The organism is Novosphingobium subterraneum, from assembly GCF_000807925.1.
Classification (GTDB): Bacteria; Pseudomonadota; Alphaproteobacteria; order Sphingomonadales; family Sphingomonadaceae; genus Novosphingobium; species Novosphingobium subterraneum.
The window spans coordinates 252,835-275,656 of the sequence record NZ_JRVC01000004.1 but is presented as its reverse complement, the minus strand read 5'-3'; the positions used below and the strand labels follow the sequence as shown (position 1 = coordinate 275,656).

23 protein-coding genes and 1 tRNA gene are annotated in these 22,822 nt (G+C 63.4%); 3 read left to right on the top strand and 21 right to left on the bottom strand.

Translation table 11 applies throughout. The features are described from left to right. Positions 1-101: 101 nt before the first annotated feature. The 9 genes from NJ75_RS24275 to NJ75_RS05945 are packed head-to-tail and all read right to left on the bottom strand — an operon-like array spanning position 102 to position 8,175. Entirely contained in the window at positions 102-272 is a 171-nt protein-coding gene (locus NJ75_RS24275) for a hypothetical protein (RefSeq protein ID WP_156135722.1), read from the bottom strand. Positions 273-283: 11 nt separating this feature from the next. Next, on the bottom strand, positions 284-1,051 hold the full coding sequence (locus NJ75_RS05980; RefSeq protein ID WP_039332345.1) for an MBL fold metallo-hydrolase: 768 nt from the start codon (positions 1,049-1,051) through the stop codon (positions 284-286). Beyond that, positions 1,048-1,824: a TatD family hydrolase gene (locus tag NJ75_RS05975; RefSeq protein WP_039332463.1), complete on the bottom strand. Its 777-nt coding sequence runs from the start codon at positions 1,822-1,824 to the stop codon at positions 1,048-1,050. The genes NJ75_RS05980 and NJ75_RS05975 overlap by 4 nt, the downstream gene beginning before the upstream one ends. Then, a complete protein-coding gene (gene metG / locus NJ75_RS05970) occupies positions 1,824-3,389 on the bottom strand; it encodes a methionine--tRNA ligase (RefSeq protein ID WP_039332342.1) in 1,566 nt (521 codons plus the stop codon). Before metG ends, NJ75_RS05975 begins: the two co-directional genes overlap by 1 nt. 35 nt (positions 3,390-3,424) lie before the next feature. After that, the gene (locus tag NJ75_RS05965; RefSeq protein ID WP_039332340.1) at positions 3,425-4,393 is read right to left on the bottom strand and encodes a DNA polymerase III subunit delta'; all 969 of its coding nucleotides are present in this window, start codon (positions 4,391-4,393) and stop codon (positions 3,425-3,427) included. Continuing rightward, complete coding sequence (tmk, locus tag NJ75_RS05960) at positions 4,390-5,025, bottom strand: dTMP kinase (RefSeq protein WP_039332338.1); 636 nt, start codon at positions 5,023-5,025, stop codon at positions 4,390-4,392. The genes NJ75_RS05965 and tmk overlap by 4 nt, the downstream gene beginning before the upstream one ends. Next, positions 5,022-6,182, bottom strand: coding sequence for a D-alanyl-D-alanine carboxypeptidase family protein (locus NJ75_RS05955; protein ID WP_236727072.1), 1,161 nt, complete (start codon positions 6,180-6,182; stop codon positions 5,022-5,024). The genes tmk and NJ75_RS05955 overlap by 4 nt, the downstream gene beginning before the upstream one ends. Positions 6,183-6,239: 57 nt before the next feature. Beyond that, a complete protein-coding gene (locus NJ75_RS05950; RefSeq protein ID WP_039332334.1) occupies positions 6,240-7,196 on the bottom strand; it encodes an SPOR domain-containing protein in 957 nt (318 codons plus the stop codon). Further along, entirely contained in the window at positions 7,180-8,175 is a 996-nt protein-coding gene (locus NJ75_RS05945; RefSeq protein WP_052242098.1) for a lytic murein transglycosylase, read from the bottom strand. The genes NJ75_RS05950 and NJ75_RS05945 overlap by 17 nt, the downstream gene beginning before the upstream one ends. 161 nt (positions 8,176-8,336) lie before the next feature. On the opposite strand from NJ75_RS05945, the gene NJ75_RS05940 reads away from it, so the two are divergent. Continuing rightward, positions 8,337-8,426, top strand: a tRNA-Ser gene (locus NJ75_RS05940). A gap of 5 nt (positions 8,427-8,431) precedes the next feature. On the opposite strand, the gene NJ75_RS24270 is transcribed toward NJ75_RS05940, so the two are convergent. After that, complete coding sequence (locus NJ75_RS24270) at positions 8,432-8,575, bottom strand: hypothetical protein (protein ID WP_156135721.1); 144 nt, start codon at positions 8,573-8,575, stop codon at positions 8,432-8,434. Positions 8,576-8,710: 135 nt separating this feature from the next. On the opposite strand from NJ75_RS24270, the gene NJ75_RS05935 reads away from it, so the two are divergent. Next, entirely contained in the window at positions 8,711-9,238 is a 528-nt protein-coding gene (locus NJ75_RS05935) for a hypothetical protein (RefSeq protein WP_052242076.1), read from the top strand. A gap of 72 nt (positions 9,239-9,310) precedes the next feature. On the opposite strand, the gene lpdA is transcribed toward NJ75_RS05935, so the two are convergent. Genes lpdA through NJ75_RS05920 form a run of 3 tightly spaced genes read right to left on the bottom strand, consistent with a single transcriptional unit; the run spans position 9,311 to position 12,461 of the window. Beyond that, a complete protein-coding gene (lpdA, locus tag NJ75_RS05930) occupies positions 9,311-10,735 on the bottom strand; it encodes a dihydrolipoyl dehydrogenase (protein WP_039332332.1) in 1,425 nt (474 codons plus the stop codon). Positions 10,736-10,748: 13 nt separating this feature from the next. Beyond that, positions 10,749-11,135 carry an acyl-CoA thioesterase gene (locus tag NJ75_RS05925; protein ID WP_039332329.1) on the bottom strand — a complete coding sequence of 129 codons (387 nt, stop codon included), beginning with the start codon at positions 11,133-11,135 and terminating at the stop codon, positions 10,749-10,751. A gap of 36 nt (positions 11,136-11,171) precedes the next feature. Further along, entirely contained in the window at positions 11,172-12,461 is a 1,290-nt protein-coding gene (locus NJ75_RS05920) for a pyruvate dehydrogenase complex dihydrolipoamide acetyltransferase (RefSeq protein WP_039332328.1), read from the bottom strand. 171 nt (positions 12,462-12,632) lie between these two features. Between NJ75_RS05920 and NJ75_RS05915 the strand changes: the two genes are divergently transcribed. Beyond that, positions 12,633-13,091 carry a universal stress protein gene (locus tag NJ75_RS05915; protein WP_039332326.1) on the top strand — a complete coding sequence of 153 codons (459 nt, stop codon included), beginning with the start codon at positions 12,633-12,635 and terminating at the stop codon, positions 13,089-13,091. Here NJ75_RS05915 and NJ75_RS05910 read toward each other — a convergent pair whose 3' ends face one another. From NJ75_RS05910 to NJ75_RS05875, 8 genes are all read right to left on the bottom strand, one after another. After that, positions 13,092-15,371: a ribonuclease R family protein gene (locus NJ75_RS05910; RefSeq protein ID WP_039332324.1), complete on the bottom strand. Its 2,280-nt coding sequence runs from the start codon at positions 15,369-15,371 to the stop codon at positions 13,092-13,094. Positions 15,372-15,410: 39 nt separating this feature from the next. Further along, positions 15,411-16,730, bottom strand: a complete 1,320-nt coding sequence (locus NJ75_RS05905; protein ID WP_039332322.1) for a M28 family peptidase — start codon at positions 16,728-16,730, stop codon at positions 15,411-15,413. A gap of 80 nt (positions 16,731-16,810) precedes the next feature. Beyond that, a complete protein-coding gene (gene proS / locus NJ75_RS05900; protein ID WP_039332320.1) occupies positions 16,811-18,358 on the bottom strand; it encodes a proline--tRNA ligase in 1,548 nt (515 codons plus the stop codon). Between the two features lie 83 nt (positions 18,359-18,441). After that, positions 18,442-19,032: a polyhydroxyalkanoate synthesis repressor PhaR gene (gene phaR / locus NJ75_RS05895; RefSeq protein WP_407668266.1), complete on the bottom strand. Its 591-nt coding sequence runs from the start codon at positions 19,030-19,032 to the stop codon at positions 18,442-18,444. A 39-nt stretch (positions 19,033-19,071) separates the two neighbouring features. Continuing rightward, the gene (alr, locus tag NJ75_RS05890; RefSeq protein ID WP_330217040.1) at positions 19,072-20,043 is read right to left on the bottom strand and encodes an alanine racemase; all 972 of its coding nucleotides are present in this window, start codon (positions 20,041-20,043) and stop codon (positions 19,072-19,074) included. An 88-nt stretch (positions 20,044-20,131) separates the two neighbouring features. Then, positions 20,132-21,748 (bottom strand): MFS transporter, encoded by a 1,617-nt coding sequence (locus tag NJ75_RS05885; RefSeq protein WP_156135720.1) that lies wholly within the window; start codon positions 21,746-21,748, stop codon positions 20,132-20,134. Between the two features lie 88 nt (positions 21,749-21,836). Further along, the gene (locus NJ75_RS05880; protein ID WP_039332313.1) at positions 21,837-22,265 is read right to left on the bottom strand and encodes an iron-sulfur cluster assembly scaffold protein; all 429 of its coding nucleotides are present in this window, start codon (positions 22,263-22,265) and stop codon (positions 21,837-21,839) included. A gap of 1 nt (position 22,266) precedes the next feature. Next, on the bottom strand, positions 22,267-22,821 hold the full coding sequence (locus tag NJ75_RS05875) for a CvpA family protein (RefSeq protein ID WP_039332311.1): 555 nt from the start codon (positions 22,819-22,821) through the stop codon (positions 22,267-22,269). Position 22,822: the final 1 nt, after the last annotated feature.

Here is a 22,822-nt window from a genome sequence, read left to right as displayed (position 1 = left end):
ACACAATGGACAGGTTTATCGCCTGCAAACCATTGAAACTAGGACACAAGACACGAATTGGTGTTGATATATGTAAACTAAGCACGGAGAGGAGCGCGTCGTCACCATCCCAGCACAGAGCATACCAGAGCCACGACGATAAACAGAAAGGCCCATAAAGCGGCCATTCTCAAGCCGTCAGACAATCCGATCTCACGGCCCTTTAAGTTGGCGACGGCCAAGACAAGCGCCATGGAAATGCCAATGATGCGCACTGTGTCGTAGCTGTCCATGCCGCACCGCCTTAGAGATTTACTTCGAGCCCGTCGTACGCAGGTTCGACATGGTCCGGAGTTTCGGCGCACAATGTCCGGTAATCCATCGACTTGTCGAGATGCGTCAGGATGCCGTGTCGTGCTCTTGTGGCTTCGATCAGTTCGAGCGCCATGCCCAGATGCGAATGCGTCGGATGCGGCTGCCGCCTGAGGCAATCGACGACCAGAACGTCGACCTTGTAGAACAGGTCGATCATTTCATTCGTAATTTCGCTGAAGTCTGTGGCATAACCAATTGTTTTTCCGCCCTGATCAAAGCGAAACGCGGTGGACTGCGCCGGACCGTGCGGCATCTGGCAATGACCGATGCCAATGCCGCACAACATCCTGACACGGTCGAGATTGTCCAGCTCTACAATGGTATGATAACCGTGCTGCCCGGCGAAGACATACCCGAAGCGTTGGCGCAGTCGGCGGACGGTCTCGCTTGCCGCATAGCCCGGAATGGGTCCTGCTCGACCATAGCGGAGCGGCCTGAGGTCATCGATCCCATGGCAGTGGTCGGCGTGGTCGTGAGTCCACAGTACCCCATCAACGCGATCGATGCCGCAACTGAGAAACTGCTGCCGCAGGTCCGTCGGGGTGTCGACCAGCAGGCGACTGCCGTCAAAGCCTTCGATCATGATGGCAACCCGGGTGCGCCGGTTTCTTGGCTCGTTCGGATCGCAATCGCCCCAATCGTTGCCGATGCGCGGCACGCCCGTCGACGTGCCGGAGCCGAGGATCGTCAGCTTCACAGGCTGGCCTTGCTGAACAGCTTGAAGAAATTGGCGCCGGTGCGATCCGCAAGGGCTTCCTGCGAGGTTCCACGCAGGCCAGCGACGAAGGCGCAAGTGTCCGACACGAACGCCGGTTCGCAGGTCTTGCCCCGGTGCGGCACCGGCGCCAAGAACGGCGCGTCGGTTTCGACCAGGATTCGATCTTCAGGCAGTTCGGCGGCAATCGCTTGCAAGTCCTTGGCATTCTTGAACGTCACGATGCCGGAAAGCGAGATTGACAGGCCCAGTTCCAGCATCCTGGCAGCAAACGTCGCGGATGCGGTGAAGCAGTGGATCAATGCGGGGAAGGCTCCCTTCCCCATTTCTTCCTCGATGATCCGCGTCGTGTCGTCTTCCGCATCGCGCGTGTGGACGATGAGTGGCAGGCCGGTTTCGCGGGCCACGCGGATGTGGACCCGGAACAGGTCCTGCTGCACCTGCCGGTCCGAATGGTCGTAATAGTAATCCAGCCCGGTTTCGCCAATGCCGATGACCCGCGGGTGCGCGGCGGCTTCCAGCAGCGCAGCCTCGCCCAGATCGGCATGACCATCAGCCTCGTGCGGATGGATGCCGATGCTCGCCCAGACATCGCTTTCGCGCTCAGCCGTGGCGACGATATCGGCCCACTCGCGCTGGCGGGTCGAGATGTTGAGAAAGCCGCGTACGCCGGTTTCGCGCGCACGCCCGAGAACCTGGGCCTGATCTTCGACCAGACCCTTGTAGTTGAGATGGCAATGCGAATCGATCAGCATCATGCCGAGGCAGGCTCCTCGGGCATTTCGAGGCGCGGGAACGCCGGCACCGGCTGCGCGAGCTTTTCACCGGTAGCCACGCGCGCCAGATACCAGTCGGCATCGGTCAGGGCTGCAAACGTGCGAGCGTCGCCGGGTACGCCGAGCTGGTCGAGGACCTTGGCAGCAGCGGCGGGCACCACCGGCGCAATCGCGATTGTCAGATCCCTGATGGCCATGAACAGGGTAAGCAGCACCGCCTTCATTCGTTCCGGATCGGTCTTGCGCAGGGCCCAGGGGGCCTGCTCGTCAACGTAGGCATTGCATGCGAAGACCGCGCGCATCCACGCATCGATACCTGCAGAGAAGTTCAGTGCCTCGAACTCGCGCGGCAGTTCGTCCCGGCAGGCTGTGAACACGGTGGCGAGCAGCGCATCGTCGGCCTCGGAGCTTGCAAACTTCTCAAGTGTCCCGTCCATGTTCTTGAAAATCATGGACAGTGTTCGCTGGACAAGATTGCCGTAGCTGTTTGCCAACTCTGCATTGCAGCGCGTGACAATCGCTTCCGGGGAGTACGACCCGTCCTGCCCGAAGGCGACTTCGCGCATGAGGAAATAACGCAGCGGATCGACGCCAAAACGCTCCGCCAGTTCCAGCGGATCGGTGACGTTGCCGAGCGACTTGGATTCCTTCTGCCCGCGATTGAGCAGGAAGCCATGGCCGAAGACCTGCTTGGGCAGGGCGATATTCGCGCTCATGAGGAACGCCGGCCAGTAAACCGTGTGAAAGCGGACGATGTCCTTGCCGATCAGGTGGAGGTTCGCGGGCCAATACCTTGCAAAGTCGCCGGATTCATCGGGAAACCCGAGCCCGGTGACGTAGTTCGTCAGCGCATCGACCCACACGTACATGACGTGGCCGTCGCTGCCCGGCACCTTCACGCCCCAGTCGAAGCTGGTGCGCGAGACCGAGAGATCGCGCAGACCACCTTCGACGAAGCGCATCACCTCGTTGCGGCGGCTGTCGGGCTGGATGAATTGCGGGTTCTCGTTGTAGAGCTTCAGGAGAGGCTCGGCGTACTTCGAGAGGCGGAAGAACCAGGATACCTCGACGGTCCACTCTACCGGTGTTCCCTGCGGCGAGAGCTTCTCGCCCCCTTCCCCGGCCACCAGTTCACTTTCATCATAGAACGCTTCGTCGCGGACCGAGTACCAGCCTTCGTAGCGATCAAGGTAGAGATCGCCGCTGGCTTCCATGCGCCGCCAGAGTTCCTGGGTCGAGGCGTGATGGCGTTCTTCTGTTGTCCGGATAAAGACGTCGTACGAAACGTTAAGCTCATCGCACATCTTTATGAAATACGAAGACATTTCATCTGAAAGCTCGCGCGGCGTTATGCCCAGCTCGCGCGCCTTCTGCGCCATCTTCAGGCCGTGTTCGTCCGTGCCCGTCTGGAAGCGCACGTCGCGCCCCATGGCCCGCTGGAACCGCGCGATCACGTCAGCCGCAATCGCTTCGTAGGCATGGCCGATGTGCGGCTTCCCGTTGGGGTAGGAAATGGCGGTGGTGATGTAGAAGGGTTCGCCCATTGGGCCAGTCGCTTTCTGAAAGGGAATCCGGTGGCTTATCGCGCCCCTTCCCTAGTCGGCGCGGCCGATGCCAGCAAGGAGCCGATTTCCATGGTCAGCATCGATGGATCAAAGTTGTAGATCGGCGCTTCGCCGGCAAGCCGGACCAGGCGGGCATGGACTTCGACAAGCCGCACCTTGGCAGCATCGTCGACACGATCGAGCGCGCCGACCACGGTCATCCGCGCAGCTTCTATGGCGGCGGCGATCCTTTCACGGTCCGGTCGCGCGCCGAGCGCCCCGGCCAAGGCGCCGCGTAGCGAGAGGTCAGGATCGCCATGTTCGACGATCCGGGCGAACAGCGCCTGCGCCTTGCCCAGGTCCTGCGCCGCGAAGGCCAGGGCCGCGCCGGGCGATCCTCCCGCGACCGCCAATGCGCCCTTGCGGGTCTCGGCATCGAGTTCTGGTGCTGCATGATCCAGGGCGCGCGAAACGTCGCTCGCCGAAAGTGGATGGAACCGCACCACGGTGCAGCGTGACCGGACTGTCGGCAGCAAGCGGCCGAGAGCGTGGACGACGAGCAGGAAGAAGGTGCCGACGGGCGGTTCTTCAAGGCTCTTGAGCAATGCGTTCACCGCGCTCTTCTCAAGCAGGTCAGCCGAATCGATGATCACCGCCCGCCGCCGCCCCAGTGTTGGGCGGGTCGTGAGGCGCCGCTGCAGCGCGCGGACCTGATCGACAGAGATGCTGCGCTTCAACTGATAGGGCTTGCCCTCGTCGCGCTTCTTGGCCTCGTCGTCATTGGCGGGGAGCGGGAAGAGCGTCAGAATGTCGGGATGCGCCTCGACCGGCGGTTGCGGCACTCCGGGTTCGGCAACAAGCTCTGCGGCAGCCGCACGAGCGAAGCTGGCCTTGCCGAGGCCCTCGCGCCCGGCGAGAATCCAGCCATGGTGCATGCGTTCGCCGGCAATGGCCGCGCGCCAGATGCGCCAGGCTTCGTCATGGCCAATCATGCGCTCGCTCATGTGAGAAAGCCTGCGATACGGGCCATGATCCTCGAATGCACGTCAGCGGGCGATCCCTCGGCATCGATCACAGCAAAGCGGTCCGGGTCTTGCGCGGCAAAGGCGCGGAAAGCCTCGGCCACACGGGCATGATAGGGTGCACCGCGGCTCTCGATGCGATCACCCGCGCCACCATCACGCATGGCGAGACGCTGGGCCGACACTTCCGGGCGTACGGTGAGCAGGACCGTAAGGTCCGGCAAGAGGCCCTCGCTGCCGATGCGGTGCAGGTCAAGAACGTCAGTGTCGGAAAGCCCGCCGCCACCGCCCTGATAGGCACGGCTGCTGTCGACGAAGCGGTCACAGATCACCCATGCCCCGCGCGCGATGGCAGGCCGGATGAGCTTCTCGACGTGATCGGCACGGGCCGCGGCGAAGAGCAGGGCCTCGGCGCGGGCGCCCCATCCCTCCCCATCGGTGGTGAGCAGCATGGTGCGGATCGCCTCGGCGCCCGCAGTCCCACCCGGTTCGCGCGTCGTCACGACTTCCAGCCCGCGGGCACGCAAGGCTTCAGCAAGCATCCGCCCCTGCGTCGACTTGCCAACGCCCTCGCCGCCTTCAAGCGCAATGAAGCGGCCCGGTGCAGCGCTCACAGGCCGACCAGCCCCATTGCACCATTGCGCAGGCGGGCCAACACGCCGCCGCGTGCCACATCCTCACCGGCGGCGAGCGGCAGGACATGAACCGGCTCTCCGGGCACGCGAACGAGGAGGCTCGCCACGGTTTCACCCTTGCGGATGGGCGCCTTCAACGGACCCTTGTAGCGCACCGACAGCCTGTACTTGCTCGCTGCTCCCTTGGGCATGGTCACGCTCAGGTCATGAGGCGCAACAAGCGATACCTGGCGAGCTTCGCCACCCTGCACCGCCGCCGAGCCAAGGGCAGAGCCTTTGCGATAGATAGGTTTGGCATCCCAGGCGGCAAAGCCCCATTCGATGAACGCGCGTGACTGGTTGGTGCGGTCAATCGGCCGGTCATAGCCGCCAAGCACCATGACAAGCCGCCGCCCGTTGCGCTGGGCCGAGCCGACGAAGCCGTAGCCCGCCTCGTTGGTAAAGCCCGTCTTCACGCCGTCCGCACCTTCGGTGTGGCCGTAGAGCGGGTTGTGGTTGGGCTGGGTGATGCCGTTCCAGGTCATCTGCGAATGGCCATAGAAGCGACGGTACAGGTCCGGGAAGCGAGTCATCAGCGCGCCGCTCAGCGTCGCCAGGTCCGCAGCGGTAACGTAGGTCTGGCCCTCGTCCATCCAGCCATTTGGCGTGTTGAAGTGGCTGTCGCGCATGCCGAGCTCGTCGGCCGCCTGATTCATCAGCGCAGTGAAGGCGGGCACGGAGCCGGTTGCCCCCTCGGCCAGCACGACGCAGGCATCATTGGCCGAAACCGTGACGATGCCCTCGATCAGTTCCGCCACCGTGGGCTGCGCTTCGGCGGGCAGGAACATCGTGCTGCCGACATTGCGCCACTTGCGGAAGGTTTCGGGCCGGATCGGGATGCGCTGGTCGAGCCGCAGCTTGCCCTTCGAAATCAGGTCGAACGCGACGTAGCTAGTCATGATCTTGGTGATCGAGGCTGGGACGAAACGCCGATGCGGATCGCGCGAGAAAAGCACGCGCCCTGAGCCGACATCAAGCATCAACGCAATCGGCGCGTCGATCCGGGGCATCGAACCGAGCGGATCCGCTCCACGGAACTCTGGCGCCGCGGCTTGCACCGGCAGGGCTGCCAGCGTGGCAGCCATCGCAATTGTCACGACCTTCAAACGCAAGTGCAATCCCCGGACAACGCCGGTCGCTTCGCGCCTATCAGGTCACGGCGCGAAAACGACCCTTGCGTCGGCATAGCCGCCCGCGCGAACCTTCGCCAGCGCTGCATCTGCTTGTCCACGATCCTTGTGCGGTCCGACACGCACGCGCCACAGCTTGCCGACCTGCGACACCGAACCGCCGGTCGCCCTGGCGGCGGCATCGGCACGTGCCTGCGTGGAGTATGCGCCTACCTGGATAAGAAAGCCTTTTGCCGAGGCAGAAGTGGGTAAAGGCTTCGGGGTAGCGGGCTTCGGAGTAGCAGGCGGGGGCGCTTCCTTGGCCGCAACCGGCGCATCCAGCCTGGCGGGAGCAGGCTTGGCAGGGGCAGGTTGGGCGGCAACCTTCGGTTCGGGCTTCGCGGGCGCGGCGGGTTTCGGCAAGGTCGGCTCGGCGACGGTGTCGGCCGGCAAGGCAGCAGGCGCGATGCCGAGCTTCCGCTTCAGCGCAGCCAGCAAGCCCGGCGGCGTATCCATCCGTGCGGGAGCCTGATGGCCTGTCCTGAGCAACGCCCGCTCGGCCTCGGGCGGGTTCACACGGCGAACGCGCACAGGCAGACGCGCACCTGGCGCAGCGCCGAGTTGCGTCCATGCGCCCGCCGACAGCGCCACCAGACCATTGCCGGTCATGGGGCCGCGTTCGGTCAGTCGGACGAGGATGGTCTTGCCGGTGTCGAGCGAAGTGACTTCGACGTAGCTCGGCAACGGCAGGGTTCTGTGGGCACCGGAAACGCCCGCCCCGGCGACAGCCTCGGCATAGCCGACCGAATCGTAATTCAGCGTGTCGGCGGGCGTATAGGTCACCCCGTCGACGACGAACGGCGCCCCCAGCACCATCGGATAATCGCCCGCTGGACCTGGGCCACCAGCCTCGGAAACTGCTGAAACGCGGGCATTCGCACCGCCACAAGCAGCAAGCAGCAGCGTGGCAACGAGTGCAATTCGGCTAACGGGAGATCTCATCTGCAAGAAGTCCTACGGACAGAGCGTAAAAGTTCGAGCAGTTGTAATCGAGGATAACCCTATAATTTCCGGTTAGCAGATAGGCGGTCCGCCCTCTGCCATCGGGTTCGAGCAGGCTGGCCATGACATTGTCGCCGGGCCAGCTGCCGCTCCGCGGCACTATGCCCAGAGCGCGCCATTCGGCCATGGTCTTCCACCCGGTATGCCGGTCGAACACGCGCGGGCACCGTGGGCTTTTCAGCGTGGTGCCAAGGCTGTTGCGATCCAGCCCATCCGGCACGCTGACGGCAATGCCCCAAGGCTGCCCCGAACGCCAACCGGCATCGCGAAAGTAATTTGCGATCGAGGCGAGCGTATCGGTGCGGCTGCTCCAGATGTCGGCAAAACCATCGCCATCGCCGTCTTGCGCCACGCGCAGATAGACCGAGGGCAAGAATTGCGGATTGCCGAAAGCCCCTGCCCAGCTGCCGACCAGCTTCGACCGCGGCACGCCCCGATCGACCATCTTCATCGCCGCAACAAATTCGTCGGCAAACAGCTCCCGTCGCCGTCCTTCGTAGGCGAGCGTTGCCAGCGCTCGTGGCAGATCGAAATTGCCGGTATAGCCCCCGTAATCGGTTTCATGGCCCCAGATTGCCATCAAGACCGGCCCAGGCACGCCATAGCGCTGCTCGATCGCGCCAATCTGGCCGCTCACCGCCGCATATTGCCGACGCCCCCGCAGAATGCGCGACGAATCGACATGCTGGCGACGGTACGGCTCGAAAGCCGGGATGGTGCCGGACGATGATCCCGGCTGCGCACGGTCGAGCTGGATGACACGCTGGTTGAGAGTGAGGCCCGAAGTCATTGCCGCAATTGTCGATTCGCGGACGCCTTCAGCCCGTCCACGCGCGGCAAGAAGTTGCAGATACCCTTGAAAGCCTGCCTCTTCCTCATCGGCCTGCCCAGCGGCAGGGCCGGCGGCGAGCAGAGCCATGGCAGCCACTCCAAACGCCCGGATCGCCTTCGCATTCTTCAGAAACATCATCAAACCGATGTCGCACGGAACATCATGGTTGGGAATCCCCTTTGCGACCGACGCCAAACCCGCTAACGGCGAGCCGAGCCAGCATCGCCAGAAGGCGAAGCCGGCAGTGCGGACAGGTGGCCGAGTGGTTTAAGGCAGCGGTCTTGAAAACCGCCGTGGGTGGAAGCTCACCGTGGGTTCGAATCCCACCCTGTCCGCCAAATTTTTAGCTTTCCTCTGACTCCGGGATTTCCAGCGCCTTGACGCTCATGTCGTCCCGGTCGACTGCATGACCCGGCTTGACCGTCTTGCAGCGCCATTCTGCTTCCCAGGGCAGCGGATTCAGGGGTTCTTCGATCTCGAATTCCATTGAACTCTCTCCTCACCTTGGAAAGCGACGAGAAAAGCGAGCGTTCCTTCCCAACAAGAATTGTTTCAATTTGGACCTTGTCTTTCAGCAACACGTGTGGGACGCCTCTGAAATAACAGGGGAATGGAGCACCACATGAAGTTCGTCATAAGCGCCGCTGGAATCCTTTTGATTTCGGCCACCACTGGTTTTGCGCAAGAAGCCACATCCCAAACTGCAACAGTCGCCGCAACGCCTACTGCCCAATCCGCAGTTGTTCAGACCTCCGCCCGATTGCTGCCGGCGAGCACTTTGGTTCCGGTAACTCCCGACACCGAGATCACTTCGAAAAAGGTCGAGGTCGGTGACAAGTTCAACTTTTCAGTGGTCAACGATGTGCTGGAAAACGGAACGGTCGCTATTCCTCGTGGGTCCAAGGTCGAAGGAACTATCACGTGGAAGACCGGGAAGGCCGTCGGGGGCAAGTCCGGGAAATTCGAAGTGACATTCAACAAGATCAACGTCCGCGGCACCGACTATGCCATGCGCGGAGTGCATCGCCAGGAAGGCAAGGGGAACACTGTAGCGGCTGTTTTCGCGACGTGGCTCGTGAGCGGACGGTCAGCCGTAATGCAGCCGGGTCAGTTTGTGAACGCGTTCACCGTGGACAGTATCCCTTACTGATTTCACAAGTTAGACAAAGAAGGGCGCGGATGGATGACCGTCCGCGCCCTTTTTGTTGCCAGATGCCGATCCTCAGATGTGGATCGCGCGCCCGTAAGCCGCCAGGACGCTTTCGTGCATCGATTCGCTGATGGTCGGGTGCGGGAACACCGTGTGCATCAGTTCGGCCTCGGTCGTCTCGAGCGTCTTGCCGACGACATAGCCCTGGATCATCTCGGTCACTTCCGCGCCGATCATGTGCGCGCCCAATAGCTCGCCGGTCTTGGCGTCGAACACGGTCTTCACGAAGCCTTCGGGCTCGCCCAGGGCGATGGCCTTGCCGTTGCCGATGAACGGGAACGTGCCGACCTTGAGTTCGTAGCCGGCTTCCTTGGCCTTGGCCTCGGTCAGGCCGACGCTGGCGATCTGGGGGTGGCAGTAGGTGCAGCCCGGAATGTTGGCGCGGTCCATCGGGTGCGGGTGAACGTCCTTGTTGCCGAGCTCGGCGGCAATGGCTTCGGCGGCGATCACGCCTTCATGGCTTGCCTTGTGCGCCAGCCACGGCCCCGGCGTCACGTCGCCGATGGCCCAGAGACCCTTGACGTTGGTGCGTCCATAGCCGTCGATGGCGATGATCCCGCGCTCGGCCTTCACGCCCAATGCTTCGAGGCCGATGTTTTCGGTGTTCGGCACGATGCCGACCGCAACAATGACGTGGCTGTAGTCGGCCTCGGCAACCTTGCCGTCCTTGCCCTTGATCTTCGCCTTCACGCCCGAGGCCGAGACGGCAAGGCTCTCGACGCCCGCGCCGGTCATGATCTTCATGCCCTGCTTGGTCAGCGCCTTTTCCAGGAATGCAGACACGTCGGCATCTTCAACCGGCACGACGCGATCCATCATCTCGACGACAGTAACTTCGGCGCCCATGTCGTTGTAGAAGCTGGCAAATTCGATACCGATCGCGCCAGAGCCGATGACCAGCAGCTTGGTCGGCATCTGCTTGGGCGTCATCGCGTGGCGATAAGTCCACACGCGCTCGCCATCAGCCTTGGCGAAGGGCAGATCGCGAGCACGGGCGCCGGTGGCGACGATCACTTGCTTGGCGGAGATCGTCTCGGTGCCCCCTTTGCCATCGACGCCGCCGGTCACCTCGACCGAAGTCGCCGACTTCAGCACGCCGTTGCCCATGTGCACGGTGATCTTGTTCTTCTTCATCAGGTGCGTGACGCCCTGATTGAGTTGCTTGGCCACACCGCGCGAGCGCTTCACCACCGCGTCGAGGTCGGCGCGGATGTTGTCAGCGGCGAGGCCATAGGCGGCCGCATGCTTCATGTGGTTGAGCACTTCGGCCGAGCGCAGCAGCGCCTTGGTCGGGATGCAGCCCCAGTTGAGGCAGATGCCGCCGAGGTTCTCGCGCTCGACAATGGCGGTCTTCAGGCCGAGCTGCGCGCAGCGGATCGCCGCGACATAGCCGCCGGGACCCGATCCGAGGACGATGACGTCGTATTGGTCAGCCACGCAAATGCTCCTGTCAGTCTGTCTGCGGCAAGGGCCGCGGTTTGCGTTCGTCGTCGATGGCGACGAAGAAGAATCGTGCTTGCGTTACCTTCTGGCGATCCTCGCCGGTGCGGGCGCGGCGCCAGGTTTCCACATCGATGGTCATCGAAGTGCGTCCCGCCTTGGCAAGAGAGGCATAGACCGAAACCTCGTCACCCACATGGACCGGGTGATGGAAGGTCATGCCCTCCACGGCGATCGTCGCGGCGCGGCCCTTGGCCCTTCTTGCCGCGACAATGCCTGCCGCCATGTCCATCTGCGCCATGAGCCATCCGCCAAAGATATCGCCGGCGGGGTTCGCATCAGCTGGCATCGCCGTGATGCGGATGGCCGGTTCGCCCTGTGGTAGCGGATCGGCCATCATTGCACCCCTGCGACTTGTTTCAGGCGATCAGGCTCAGGCCACCAGACCCAGCGGGTTCTCGATCAGGTTCTTGAACGCCTGCATCAGTTCGGCACCATCGGCGCCATCGATGGCGCGGTGGTCGAAACTGCCGGTTGCCGACATGACCGTGGCAATGCCCAGTGCGCCATCAATCACGTAAGGGCGCTGCTCGCCCGCGCCCACGGCCATGATCATCGCCTGCGGCGGGTTGATCACCGCGTCGAAGCTCTTGATCCCGAACATGCCGAGGTTGGAAAGCGAAGCCGTGCCGCCCTGGTATTCGTGCGGCTGCAGCTTGCCCTCGCGTGCCTTGCCGGCGAGCGTCTTCATTTCCGTGGCGATGGCCGAGATCGACTTGCTGCCGGCATCGACGATGATCGGCGTGATCAGGCCAGAAGGCGCCGCGACGGCGACCGAGATATCGGCGCGGCTGTAGGTGCGCAGTTCGTCGCCCGCGAAGCTGACGTTGCACTTGGGTACCTGCACCAGCGCCTTGGCCAGCGCCTTGATGATCAGGTCGTTGACCGAAAGCTTCACGCCCTGCGCCTCGAGCGCCTTGTTGAGCTGACCGCGCAGCTTGAGCAGGGCATCGAGCTGGATGTCGACGGTAAGGTAGATGTGCGGGATCGTCTGCTTCGCCTCGGTCAGGCGGCGAGCGATCGTCTTGCGTACGTTGTTGAGCTTGGTCGCCTCATAGGGGATGCCAAAGTCGGGCACGGCTGCAGGTGCCGGAGCCGCAGCAGGTGCCGCTGCCGGAGCAGAGGCTGGTGCAGTGGCCGCAGGCGCGGCGGTGGCGGGCTTGGCACCTTCGACGTCGGCACGGACGATGCGGCCATTGGGGCCTGATCCGGCGATCCCCGCAAGGTCGATGCCCTTGTCTGCGGCAATGCGCTTGGCCAGAGGGCTGGCGATCACGCGGTCGCCCTTGGCGGCAGGCGCTGCGGCAGCAACAGGGGCCGGTGCCGGGGCAGGCGCTGCTGCAGGGGCAGGCGTTGGCGCGGGTTCCGCCTTCGGAGCAGGAGCGGCCGTGGCGGCAGGCGCAGGTGCGCTGGCATCTTCGTCCTCGCCTGCGATCATCGCGATCACGGTGCCAACCTTCACGCCCTCGGCACCCTCGGCAACGTCGATCGAAACGATCGTGCCTTCATCGACAGCCTCGAACTCCATCGTGGCCTTGTCAGTTTCGATCTCGGCCATGATGTCGCCCGAGGAAACCTTGTCGCCGACCTTGACCAGCCATTTGGAAAGCGTCCCTTCTTCCATGGTGGGGGAAAGGGCGGGCATCTTGATGGCGATGGGCATGGGCGTGTTTTTCCGTGTCCTGATGGCAAGCCGCAGGGAGTCCGTAGCGGAAACCTCCTCTGCACCTTTTGTCACGCCCATTTCACCAGCATGGCGCGTCGGGTCAAGTGGCTTGCCGCTTGCGCCGCATACGAATTTGCCGATACGTGTGGATCGAGAGGACAGTTCGCCATGTCGCAGCGCATTTATCTGGTCATCATGGACGAGACCGACGAGGCCAAAGGCGCCTTGCGTTTTGCGGCGCGGCGCGCGGTCCGCACCGATGGCACGGTCCACATCCTTGCATTGGTGCCGCAACAGCAGTTCGTCGCGTTTGGTGGCGTGCAGGCCACGATCGAGGAGGAAGCGCGCGATCGGGCCGAAGTCCTCGCCATGACTGCCGCCGGAAGCCTGGCCAGCGAGTCAGGCCTTTCTCCGCAGATCTCTGTGCGTATGGGCGACGGCCCGAAAGTCGTGCGCGAATATCTGGGCGAGCATCCCGAAGTCTCCGCGCTGGTGCTGGGCGCGGCCGGTGGCGGCAATCCCGGGCCTCTGGTCAGCCACTTCGCCGGCATTGCCGGGCAGCTCCCCTGCCCGCTGATGATCGTTCCCGGCGCGATCTCCGACGAGGAAATCGACCGCTTCAGTTGATCACTTGCGCTTGCCCTGGTGCCGGATGTTCGATGGGCGACCCCGCTTGCCCGCGGTATAGTTTCCCTGCCGCCTGGGCGTGTGTTCCATCTTGCCGCCACGCCGCTCGATGCGTTGGACGCCTTCGGCAACGTCAACCGGCTCGAACTTGAGCGCCCCTGTAAGGGGGTTGGCCTCGGCAAGCCGCAGCTTGAGAATCTGCCCCATGGCAAACTCCTCGCCGCTCAGTTCACCGATCAGGCGCTGCGCCTTCTCGTCATGGTTGAAACGCTCCGCCCCGAGGGTCGATACCGGCACCAACCCATCGCCACCGAGACCGATAATGGTGGCGAACAGACCGAACTTCTGGACGCCGGTGATTCGCGTGTCGAACACTTCGCCGACCTTGCCCGAAAGCCAAGCCGCGACATAGCGGTCGATGGTGTCGCGCTCGGCCTCCATCGCGCGGCGCTCGGCATTGCTGATGGCTTCGGAAACCCGCGCAAGATCGCCCCGGTCACGGTCCGACAGACCGGACGTCGGCGGCAGATCGGCCTTGGGCCGTGGCTGCTCCAGACCATAGGCGTCGACCAGCGCGCGGTGGACCAGCAAGTCCGAATACCGTCGGATCGGCGAGGTGAAGTGCGCGTAGGACCCCAGGCTCAAGCCAAAGTGCCCGGCATTGCGCGGACCGTAGTAGGCCTGCGTCTGGCTGCGTAGCACGGCCTCCATGATCAGCGCCTTTTCCGCCTCGTCGGCAATGTCCTTGAGCATGCGGTTGAACAACGAGGGTGTGATCACCTGCCCCAGCGAAAGCTTGCGATCGAATGTCGCCAGATAGTCCTTGAGCGCCACCAGCTTCTCGCGGCTCGGCGGTTCGTGAATGCGATAGACGACCGGAGCGACCTTTGCCTCCAGCGCCTTGGCCGCAGCAACGTTCGCCGCGATCATGAAGTCCTCGACCACCCGGTGCGCATCGAGCCGTTCGCGAATCGCGATCTCGGCGATCTTGCCCTGCTCGTCGAGCACCACGCGCCGCTCGGGCAGTTCGAGGTTCAGCGGATCGCGTTCATTGCGCGCCTTCTCCAGCAACCGCCACGCGTCCCACAAGTTGGCGAGGTGCGCCTCGGCTTCCCCTGAATCGATGCGCCGCTGCGCTTCTTCATAGGCGATCACTTCGGCGATCCGCACGATCGCGCGGGTAAAGCGCCAATCCTTGATCCGCCCCGCGCTGTCGATCGAGAGGTGGCAAGCCATCGCGGCACGGTCTGCGCCCGATTTCAGCGAACAGACGTCTGCCGACAGCACTTCGGGCAGCATCGGCACGACGCGATCAGGAAAGTAGACCGAGTTGCCGCGCTTGCGGGCTTCACGGTCGGTCTGGCCGCCGGGACGAACGTAGAAGCTGACATCGGCAATCGCGACAAGGGCGTTGAAGCCGCCCTGTCCGTCCGGCTCGGCCCAGATGGCGTCGTCATGATCGCGCGCATCGGCCGGGTCGATCGCCACGATCGGCAGATGCCGCAGGTCTTCGCGCTTGTCTTCGCTGAGCGGCAGCTTCGCCGCCTCCTCGGCCTCACGGAGCGCGGCTTCGGGGAACACGAACGGAATGCCATGCTTGTGGATCGCGATCAGGCTGAACGCGCGCGGCGCCAGCGGATCGCCCAGCACGGCAACCACCTTCATGCCCGAACGCGGTGAGCGCCCCGCAGGCTCGGCCAGCACGAGTTGCCCCGCCTCTGCGCCACCAAGGTCCGAAATCGGCACGGCATTGCGCACGCGCTTGTCGACCGGCGCGAGCCAGCCTTTGCCAGTGCCGTCAAGTTCGACGACGCCCATCAACTGCTCTTCGCCGCCCTGAATCTTCTTCATCGGATGGGCGAGCCAGCCCTTCCCTGCTTCCTCAGTGCGCGCCAGAATGCGATCACCGACGCGCAGCGCAGGGCCGCGGTCCCTGGCCTTGCCCCGCGGTTCCACGACCCGCAGCCGCGGCGGCGGGCTTGCGTCCTCCGGCTGCCAGCTGTCGGGGATGGCGACAGGTTCGCCCTCATCGATTTCGACAATGCGCAACACCGTTACGCGCGGCACGCCACCCATGGCGTGGAAGGCGCTGCGGTTGCCATCGATCAGGCCTTCTTCGGCCATGTCCTTGAGCAGCGTCTTGAGCGCGATCTTCTCGGTGCCTTTCAGGCCGAAAGCCTTGGCGATCTCGCGCTTGCCCGCAGGCTCGTCCGATTGTGCAATGAAGTCCAGCACTTGCTGGCGCGTCGGGAGCCCTTGCGGAAACTTGTTCTTGGCCATTGGCGGCATGTGGTCGTTATGCCCGCCGATGGCAAGAAGTTACGGCTTGGGTAACGGGCCGAATTGACCGCCCGGTACTGCCGAAGCGATGGGACTTTCGTCTCCATCGGCAGCGACTGCACTGACGCCGAACAGCCAGTCGTCCGCGCGAACGCCAGGCAGGCTGGCTTTTGTCCCCACGGTTTCGAGCACGCGCGTCTCCCACATCGGCGCGTCGGTCCGGCGTTGCCACAGCACATAGCGCGCGGCCCCCGGCACCGGTTGCCACGCGATGTCCGTGCTGGGCTGCACTGCGCCCTTGACCACGGGCACGGGCGGAATCGGCGTGCGCGCCAGCTTTGCCAGCGCACGCACGTTCAGTCGCGTCACCTTGGCAAGATACGGAAAATCCATCTCGTCCACAGTATCGCCGAACTTCACCCCGCCTTCGGTGCGCAAGTCCTGATGCTGGTGTTCGTAGTCCTCGACCGCCACGGTGAAGCGGATCGCGGGGTAGCCCTTGTCGGAAAAAGGCAACTGGTCCCCGCCCCGGCCGAGCCGGTCAGCCCGCCAGATCTGCCGCACCGCCAGCCCGGCATCATCCTTATCCGCCAGCTTGGCAATCCAGCGCGAGATATTGCGTGATGGACTGTCATTCTCGCCCCCATAACGGCGCATCTGGGCGCGGAGGGCGTCGGTCGCATCGGCGCGAGGGCCTTCGGACAGGACGCGCACGTGTGCATCGTCCCTGTAGCCGTCGGACCCAGTCGAGCCGCCGACGATATCGTTGTTGAGCACGGCCTTCACGGTCCAGCCCTGCTGCGCCGCATAGTCCGCCAGCAGCTTGCCGCCGAGCAGCCCCTGCTCTTCGCCCGACAGCGCAGCATAGACGATCGTGGCGGGGAACTTCTCCTTCGACAGCACACGCGCAGCTTCAATTACCAGCGCAGTGCCCGAGCCGTCGTCGTTAGCGCCCGGCGCATCCTTCGTCGCGTCGAGCACGTCCGACACGCGGCTGTCGATGTGCGCCTGCACGATGACAACCTCGCTGGGACGTTCGGTACCGCGCTGGATGGCCACCACATTGACGAGACGGGTCGGCACCGGGACACGGTCACCGCTCACCACCGTTTCCGGCAGGACGATCTCCAGGCAGTTGCCGCAAGCGGCCGAACTCTTGCGAAACTCCGCTTCGGCCCATTTACGCGCCGCACCGATCCCCCGCTCGGGGTCGGTCTGCGACGACAGCGTATGGCGCGTGCCGAAGCTGACGAGCTTTTCCACATTGGCCCGCAGCCGTGCCTCGGAGATAGCGTCCTCGGGCGCGGCCAGAACTGCAGACGAATACAGGAACGGGACGAGGTAAAGCGCGTGTCTCATGCGGCCGAGACTAGCGCCACGACCGGCAGCGCCAAGGGGCCCTGACAAAAAGGGCGGCAGTTCCCTGCCACCCTTGTTGATCAATAAGCCCTGGCGATCAGGATCTTCTCGACCGCCGGTTCGCCGGTGAACGGACAAACCCCATCCGGCTTCCGGGCATCGAGGGGCGTGTTGCGGATCGTCAGCTTGAGCGCCTTCAACTGCTCGACAACCTTGTCCAGCGCGGCACCGGTCGGCTTGCTCCAGCCCATTTCGACCCAGCCGGGATACTTGTTACCCTCGGCGAAGTAGGTCTTCAGGCCGTCAAGATCCCTCACGTCGCGCACGATCTGCGCATCGCGGCGCTGGCGCGCCTCCTCGTAGAGGGAATTCTGGATCGCCTCGAGCTCTGCCGCAGCCGAGGCGATGAAATCCCCCTTGGCCTGCCCGACGAAGTTGGGCTTGGCATCCTCGCGCCACAGCCGGTCACGGCGTAGCGCCGAAACCTGCCCGCCCTCTGCGTCGCGACCGCCGATCTCGAGAATCAGCGGCACGCCGCGCTTGACCCACGCCCAGCGCTTCTGCGTGGCCTTGCCCGGACGCTTGTCGAGCAGGACGCGCACACGCTCGCCGAAGGCAGACTGGCTGGCCAGCGCCTTGCGGATCTCTTCGCAGTAGGCAAGCAGCGCTTCGTCCCCATCGTTGTCGCGCAGCATCGGCAGGATCACGATCTGCTGCGGCGCCACCTGCGGTGGGACGCGAAGGCCGTCGTCGTCGCCATGTGTCATGATCACGCCGCCGATCAGGCGCGTCGAAACGCCCCACGACGTGGTGTGCGCCAGCGCCTGCTGGCCCTCCTTGTCCTGATAACGGATGCCCGCGGCCTGCGCGAAGGTCGTACCCAGGTAATGCGAAGTGCCGGCCTGCAGCGCCTTGCCGTCCTGCATCATGGCCTCGATCGAGAAAGTCTCGACCGCGCCGGGGAAGCGTTCGTTCTCGGGCTTCGGCCCGGCGATGACCGGCATCGCCAGCGGACCTTCGGCAAAGGCGCGATACATCTCGAGCGCGCGCAGCGTCTCCTTCATCGCGTCAGCCTCGTCGGCGTGCGCGGTGTGGCCCTCCTGCCAGAGAAACTCGCTGGTGCGCAGGAACATGCGGGTGCGCATTTCCCAGCGCACGACGTTGGCCCACTGATTGACCATCAGCGGCAGGTCGCGCCATGACTGGACCCAGCGCGCCATCGCCGCGCCGATCACCGTTTCCGAGGTCGGACGAACAACCAGCGGCTCTTCCAGCTTGGCTTCGGGATCGGGCGTCAGTCCGCCCTTGCCGTCAGAAATCAGGCGGTGGTGCGTGACGACCGCCATTTCCTTGGCGAAGCCTTCGACATGTTCGGCTTCCTTGGCGAAGTAGGACAGCGGGATGAACAGGGGGAAGTAGCAGTTCTCGACGCCCGCTTCCTTGATCTCGGCGTCCATCAGCTTCTGGATGCGTTCCCAGATGCCGTAGCCCCATGGCTTGATCACCATGCAGCCGCGCACGCCGGATTCCTCGGCAAGCTCGGCCTCGGAAATCACGGCCTGATACCACTGGGCGAAGTCGTCAGCGCGCTTGACGTTGAGCGCGTGCTTGATTGCGGGCTTGTTCATGAGGCAGCGCGTTAAAGCGCAAAAGCGCTTCCCGCAATGCCGTCATCAGCTCAAAATGACGGAAAGGCGGGAAGGAAAACCGCTTACTTGGAAAGCTCGTCGAGCTTCTTCTGCATGTCGGCCATCTGCTTGCGCAGGACGTCCAGGTCGTCGCCCTCAGCAACGGGGGTACTCTCGTCCTTGGTGGCCGCGCCGGGAACGAAAGCGGCGGCAGCAGCCTTGAACATTTCCATGTTACGCTGTGCGATCTGGGCGAGCGGATTGGCGCCGATGCTTTCCTCGATCGCCTTGCGCATCTTGGCCTGGTTCTCGCGGAAATGTTCCATCGAGGCTTCTAGATAGCCGGGCAGGAATGCCTGCATCGAATTGCCATACATGGAGATGAGCTGTCGCAGGAAATTGGTCGGCAGCATCTGCTCGCCGGCGGACTCCTCCTCCATGATGATCTGGGTCAGAATCGCGTGCGTCAGATCCGCACCCGTCTTGGCATCGATCACCTGAAAGTCGACATTGTCCTTAACCATCTGAGCAAGATGGTCGAGCGTGATATAGCTTGAGGTACTGGTGTTGTAGAGGCGACGGTTTGCGTACTTTTTGATTATAACCGTGCCGCCGGACTTGGACTCACTGGCCATGGTTTGGGCCCCCACTGCGACGTTGCTTAGTATTAGCATGTGCAGCATGTGCGGCGCAACAAATCTTAACAACCCCAGTCAGAATCCATTTTGGCGGGAGAAGCGCTTGCCCAGCAATGTCAGCAATTCGTATTGCGAAAGCCCGCTTTGCGCGGCTGCAGCAGGGAGCTGGTAGTCCGCGGTTAACCATTCACCCTCATGACAATCGGGGATTTCCGCCAGATCCACGATCGTCAGGTCCATCGAGACACGCCCCAGGACCCGAGCCTTTCGGTCCTGCCAAAGAAACGTGCCGATGCAGGACCAGCATCGCAGGTATCCGTCGGCGTAACCGAGCGAGATGATCCCGATCCGCATCGGCTGATCGGCAGTGAACAGTGCGTTGTAGCCCACCCTGTCGCCCGCCCGCAGTGTCCGAGTCTGCAACAGCGCCGCTTCGGGCCGGACGACCGGGCGGATGTGCGGCGCCAGTTCGGGTCTGGCGATGCCGCCATAAAGCGCAAGCCCGGGCCGGGTCAGGTCGGCGTGATAGCCCTTGCCGAGCGCTATGCCGGCGCTGTTGGCGAGGCTGTAACGCCGGGCCGGGATGCTGCGGCGGACGTCCTCGAACAACTGCAGCTGCGATTCGTTCTGCGATACGTCCTCGTCCGCACTGGCCAGATGGCTCATGCACAGGTCGATCTGAAGTGCACTGATCGCGGGATCGCCAATCTGATCAAGCGGCACGCCGAGACGGTTCATCCCGGTATCGACCATCAGGTGGCAAGGGCCTCCTCCGCCACTGCTCCAACGCCGCGCCTGCTCCAAACTGTTGATGACAGGACGAACACCTGTTGCCCTTGCAAACTCGCTTTCTTCGCCGGTCAAGGGACCATGAAGCACTGCTATGGATGCAGCGGGCACGTAAGGCAGTATCTCTGCCGCTTCAGTCCAGTGCGCCACGAAGAAGGTGCCGCAGCCCGCGGCGGCAAGCACCGGAACCACCCGCGCCGCGCCTACCCCGTAGGCATCAGCCTTGACCGCGGCACCAGCGCTCGCGCGGCCGGACAGGGCATCAAGCGCGCGCCAGTTGGCGGCGAGCGCTTCGGCATCGAAGCCGAGACGGAGCGTCGGGGCTGGCGGGGCAGGAAAGGTGATGTCAGTCGTCCGTGAAATCAGTGGGCAGTCCAGGCTTCAAGCCCCACAGCGAGACCAGAAACGCGACGAGGACGATCACCCAGGTGTACCACAAACCGGCATAGGGATCGCCGGTTCGGGCGACGATGTAGCTCGAAATCAGCGGCAGGAAACCCCCGAAATATCCTGTGCCAAGATGATAGGGGATCGACATCGAACTGTAACGGATCCGCGGCGGGAACATCTCGGACAGGAGGGCGGCGACCGGGCCGTACGTGGCGCCGGACATCGCCATGAGCAGCAGCAGCGCGACGAGGATGAGGGCAAGACGGAGCGGCGAAGGCTTAACCTTGGCAAAATCATAGCCGAAGGCTGCCAGTTCGCTCTGGAGTGCCTGCGCCCTTACCGTTGCCTTTTCAGTCCATGGATAGTCCGAGAGAGTTAGCGCTTCGCCTCCGACAGTTACGGCAAAGTTGCCCTTCTGCTCCAGAGAGTAGGAAATCCCCGAGGCGGATAGATCGGAAAGCAGCTTTCCGCACTTGCTTGTCTGTTCGCCCTTGAACGGACTGTAATCACACTCCGCCCCGGACACGAGCACAGGACTTCTTTGCGCTGCTGCAGCAAGCTCCGGATTGGCGGCCGACCCTAGAAGCCAGAACGTGGGGAAGAGCAGCAGGAGAGTGACGGCATAGCCGATCACGATCGGCTTCTTGCGCCCGATCCGGTCTGAAAGTGCGCCGGCCATAAGGTAGAACGCCATGCCGATCGCTCCGCCTATGCCGACGATGACCTCCGCCCAGGTGTCGTCAAGTCGCATCGCGGACTTGAGAAACGCAAGGCTGGAAAACATCGCGGTATACCAGATAACGGTCAGACCAGCGGCGATGCCGAACAGCGCGATGAAGATGCGGCGCTTGTTACCTGGATAGGCAAAGCTCTCGACGAAGGGATTGCTTGCCAGCTCTCCCTGCTCCTTCATCGCCTTGAAGACAGGGCTTTCCGAAAGCTTGAGGCGCATCCACAACGATACCGCAAGCAGCGCAAGGCTGACCAGGAATGGCACGCGCCAGCCCCAGGAATTCCACACCGCCTCGCTCATCACGCTCTTGCTCGTCAGGACCACGATGAGGCTGAGTACGAATCCGCCGACAACGCTGGCCTGGATATAGCTGGTGTAGTAGCCCCGGCGACCACCCGGTGCATGTTCTGCCACGTAAACCGCAGCGCCGCCGTATTCACCACCAAGCGCAAGGCCCTGGAGGACTCGCAGAAGAATGACGATGGCGGGGGCGACAAGGCCGATGCTGTCGGCCGAGGGAATAAGGCCGACGCCTGCGGTGGCGATGCCCATGAGCGTCACGGTTACGAGGAACGTGTACTTGCGGCCCAGCTTGTCACCGAGGAAACCGAACAGCACGGCGCCCAGAGGACGAAAGCCGAAACCGACGGCGAACCCTGCCCACACCAGTAGCAGCTGGAGCGTTGCGTTGTCGGATGGGAAGAACGTCTTGCCGATGATCGCGGCAAGTGTGCCGTAGATGAAGAAATCGTACCATTCGAACACGGTGCCCGCCGAACTGGCAGCGATCACCAGCCTGATGTCGGAAGCGCTCGGCTCCACCGCGGCCCCGTGTTTCATGGTATCTGGCACTCGATTTCCCCCGCGTCACTCTTATCGGAGGGTGCTGTAGCCAAGCGGCATCGCCTGCCGCAAGCCCCGCATTCGATCAGGGAAGGACATGCTCCGGCAGGGCATCAAGTGCGGCATCCCATGCGAGCAGTATCGCGGCGTGGCGAGCGGGATAGGCGAGCGCCGGATTGAGCAAGTGGATGCCCGGCCACTCAGGCTGGTTGCCCTCCCCCGCCAGCCATGCCGCCAGCGTCACCCGTGCCCGTGCAATGTCGGTTCGGGAGCGGCCAGCAGCCTGCTCGGCAAAAACCGCAGCCGCTGCCTGGCCAACTGCGCAGGCGTGCGGGCGAACGCCGACTGCCTCTATGGCGCCAGTATCGTCCGTGCGAAGCGAAAGTTCGATCGAACTGCCACAACTGCGTGACCTGGCCGCGCCGTGATACGGCGCATCCGGCACCCACGGATACTGTGCCAAAACCATGGCCTGGCCCAGGATGTCGGGCGTGTAGAGCCCGCGCGTGGTCATTCTATTCGCCCAGCAACTGCTTGCGCGCCTTGCGCCTGGCAACTTCACGGGCCTGATCGGCAGCCTCTTCACGGCGCTCCGAAATCAGTGTCAGCAATTCTTCGCTTGCGGCATTGAGGAAGGGATAGGCGCGCGACTGCACGATCCACTCCGGACGCCCATCCTCACCCCAGACGAGATCATAGCCGAAGACGATGATCGAATAGCCCAGCACGACGATGATGAAGCCCTTGACCGCCCCGAACCCGAAACCCAGCACGCGATCAATCGGTCCAATCGCCGAATCCCGACTGGCAGACCCCATCCGACGCGCAATAATCCGCGTGAGAAGATAGGGGAGCAACAGCAGCAGGAAGAATGCGAGGACCCCGGCGCCAGTCTCGGTCGGCAGATGGACGGCCAGCCAAAGCGTCAGCGGTGCGTGGAGATAATGCACTGCCAGCAAGGCAATGCACCACGCGGCCAGCGAGAGCACTTCCTCGATGAAGCCACGTATGAATCCCCCGACGGCACCGATGCCCAGGAAGATCAGGACGACATAATCAAGACCGGTCATT

Bases quoted from the DNA above. Each gene is read 5' to 3' on its own strand.
- phaR (WP_407668266.1), bottom strand. From the start codon at position 19,032: ATGCTAATACTAAGCAACGTCGCAGTGGGGGCCCAAACCATGGCCAGT.
- NJ75_RS24275 (WP_156135722.1), bottom strand. From the start codon at position 272: ATGGACAGCTACGACACAGTGCGCATCATTGGCATTTCCATGGCGCTT.
- NJ75_RS05945 (WP_052242098.1), bottom strand. From the start codon at position 8,175: ATGGCTCTGCTCGCCGCCGGCCCTGCCGCTGGGCAGGCCGATGAGGAA.
- NJ75_RS24270 (WP_156135721.1), bottom strand. From the start codon at position 8,575: ATGGAATTCGAGATCGAAGAACCCCTGAATCCGCTGCCCTGGGAAGCA.
- NJ75_RS05950 (WP_039332334.1), bottom strand. From the start codon at position 7,196: ATGAGATCTCCCGTTAGCCGAATTGCACTCGTTGCCACGCTGCTGCTT.
- NJ75_RS05920 (WP_039332328.1), bottom strand. From the start codon at position 12,461: ATGCCCATCGCCATCAAGATGCCCGCCCTTTCCCCCACCATGGAAGAA.
- proS (WP_039332320.1), bottom strand. From the start codon at position 18,358: ATGAACAAGCCCGCAATCAAGCACGCGCTCAACGTCAAGCGCGCTGAC.
- metG (WP_039332342.1), bottom strand. From the start codon at position 3,389: ATGGGCGAACCCTTCTACATCACCACCGCCATTTCCTACCCCAACGGG.
- NJ75_RS05965 (WP_039332340.1), bottom strand. From the start codon at position 4,393: ATGAGCGAGCGCATGATTGGCCATGACGAAGCCTGGCGCATCTGGCGC.
- NJ75_RS05935 (WP_052242076.1), top strand. From the start codon at position 8,711: ATGAAGTTCGTCATAAGCGCCGCTGGAATCCTTTTGATTTCGGCCACC.
- NJ75_RS05885 (WP_156135720.1), bottom strand. From the start codon at position 21,748: ATGAAACACGGGGCCGCGGTGGAGCCGAGCGCTTCCGACATCAGGCTG.
- NJ75_RS05975 (WP_039332463.1), bottom strand. From the start codon at position 1,824: ATGCTGATCGATTCGCATTGCCATCTCAACTACAAGGGTCTGGTCGAA.
- NJ75_RS05880 (WP_039332313.1), bottom strand. From the start codon at position 22,265: ATGACCACGCGCGGGCTCTACACGCCCGACATCCTGGGCCAGGCCATG.
- NJ75_RS05925 (WP_039332329.1), bottom strand. From the start codon at position 11,135: ATGGCCGATCCGCTACCACAGGGCGAACCGGCCATCCGCATCACGGCG.
- NJ75_RS05875 (WP_039332311.1), bottom strand. From the start codon at position 22,821: ATGACCGGTCTTGATTATGTCGTCCTGATCTTCCTGGGCATCGGTGCC.
- NJ75_RS05915 (WP_039332326.1), top strand. From the start codon at position 12,633: ATGTCGCAGCGCATTTATCTGGTCATCATGGACGAGACCGACGAGGCC.
- NJ75_RS05905 (WP_039332322.1), bottom strand. From the start codon at position 16,730: ATGAGACACGCGCTTTACCTCGTCCCGTTCCTGTATTCGTCTGCAGTT.
- NJ75_RS05910 (WP_039332324.1), bottom strand. From the start codon at position 15,371: ATGGCCAAGAACAAGTTTCCGCAAGGGCTCCCGACGCGCCAGCAAGTG.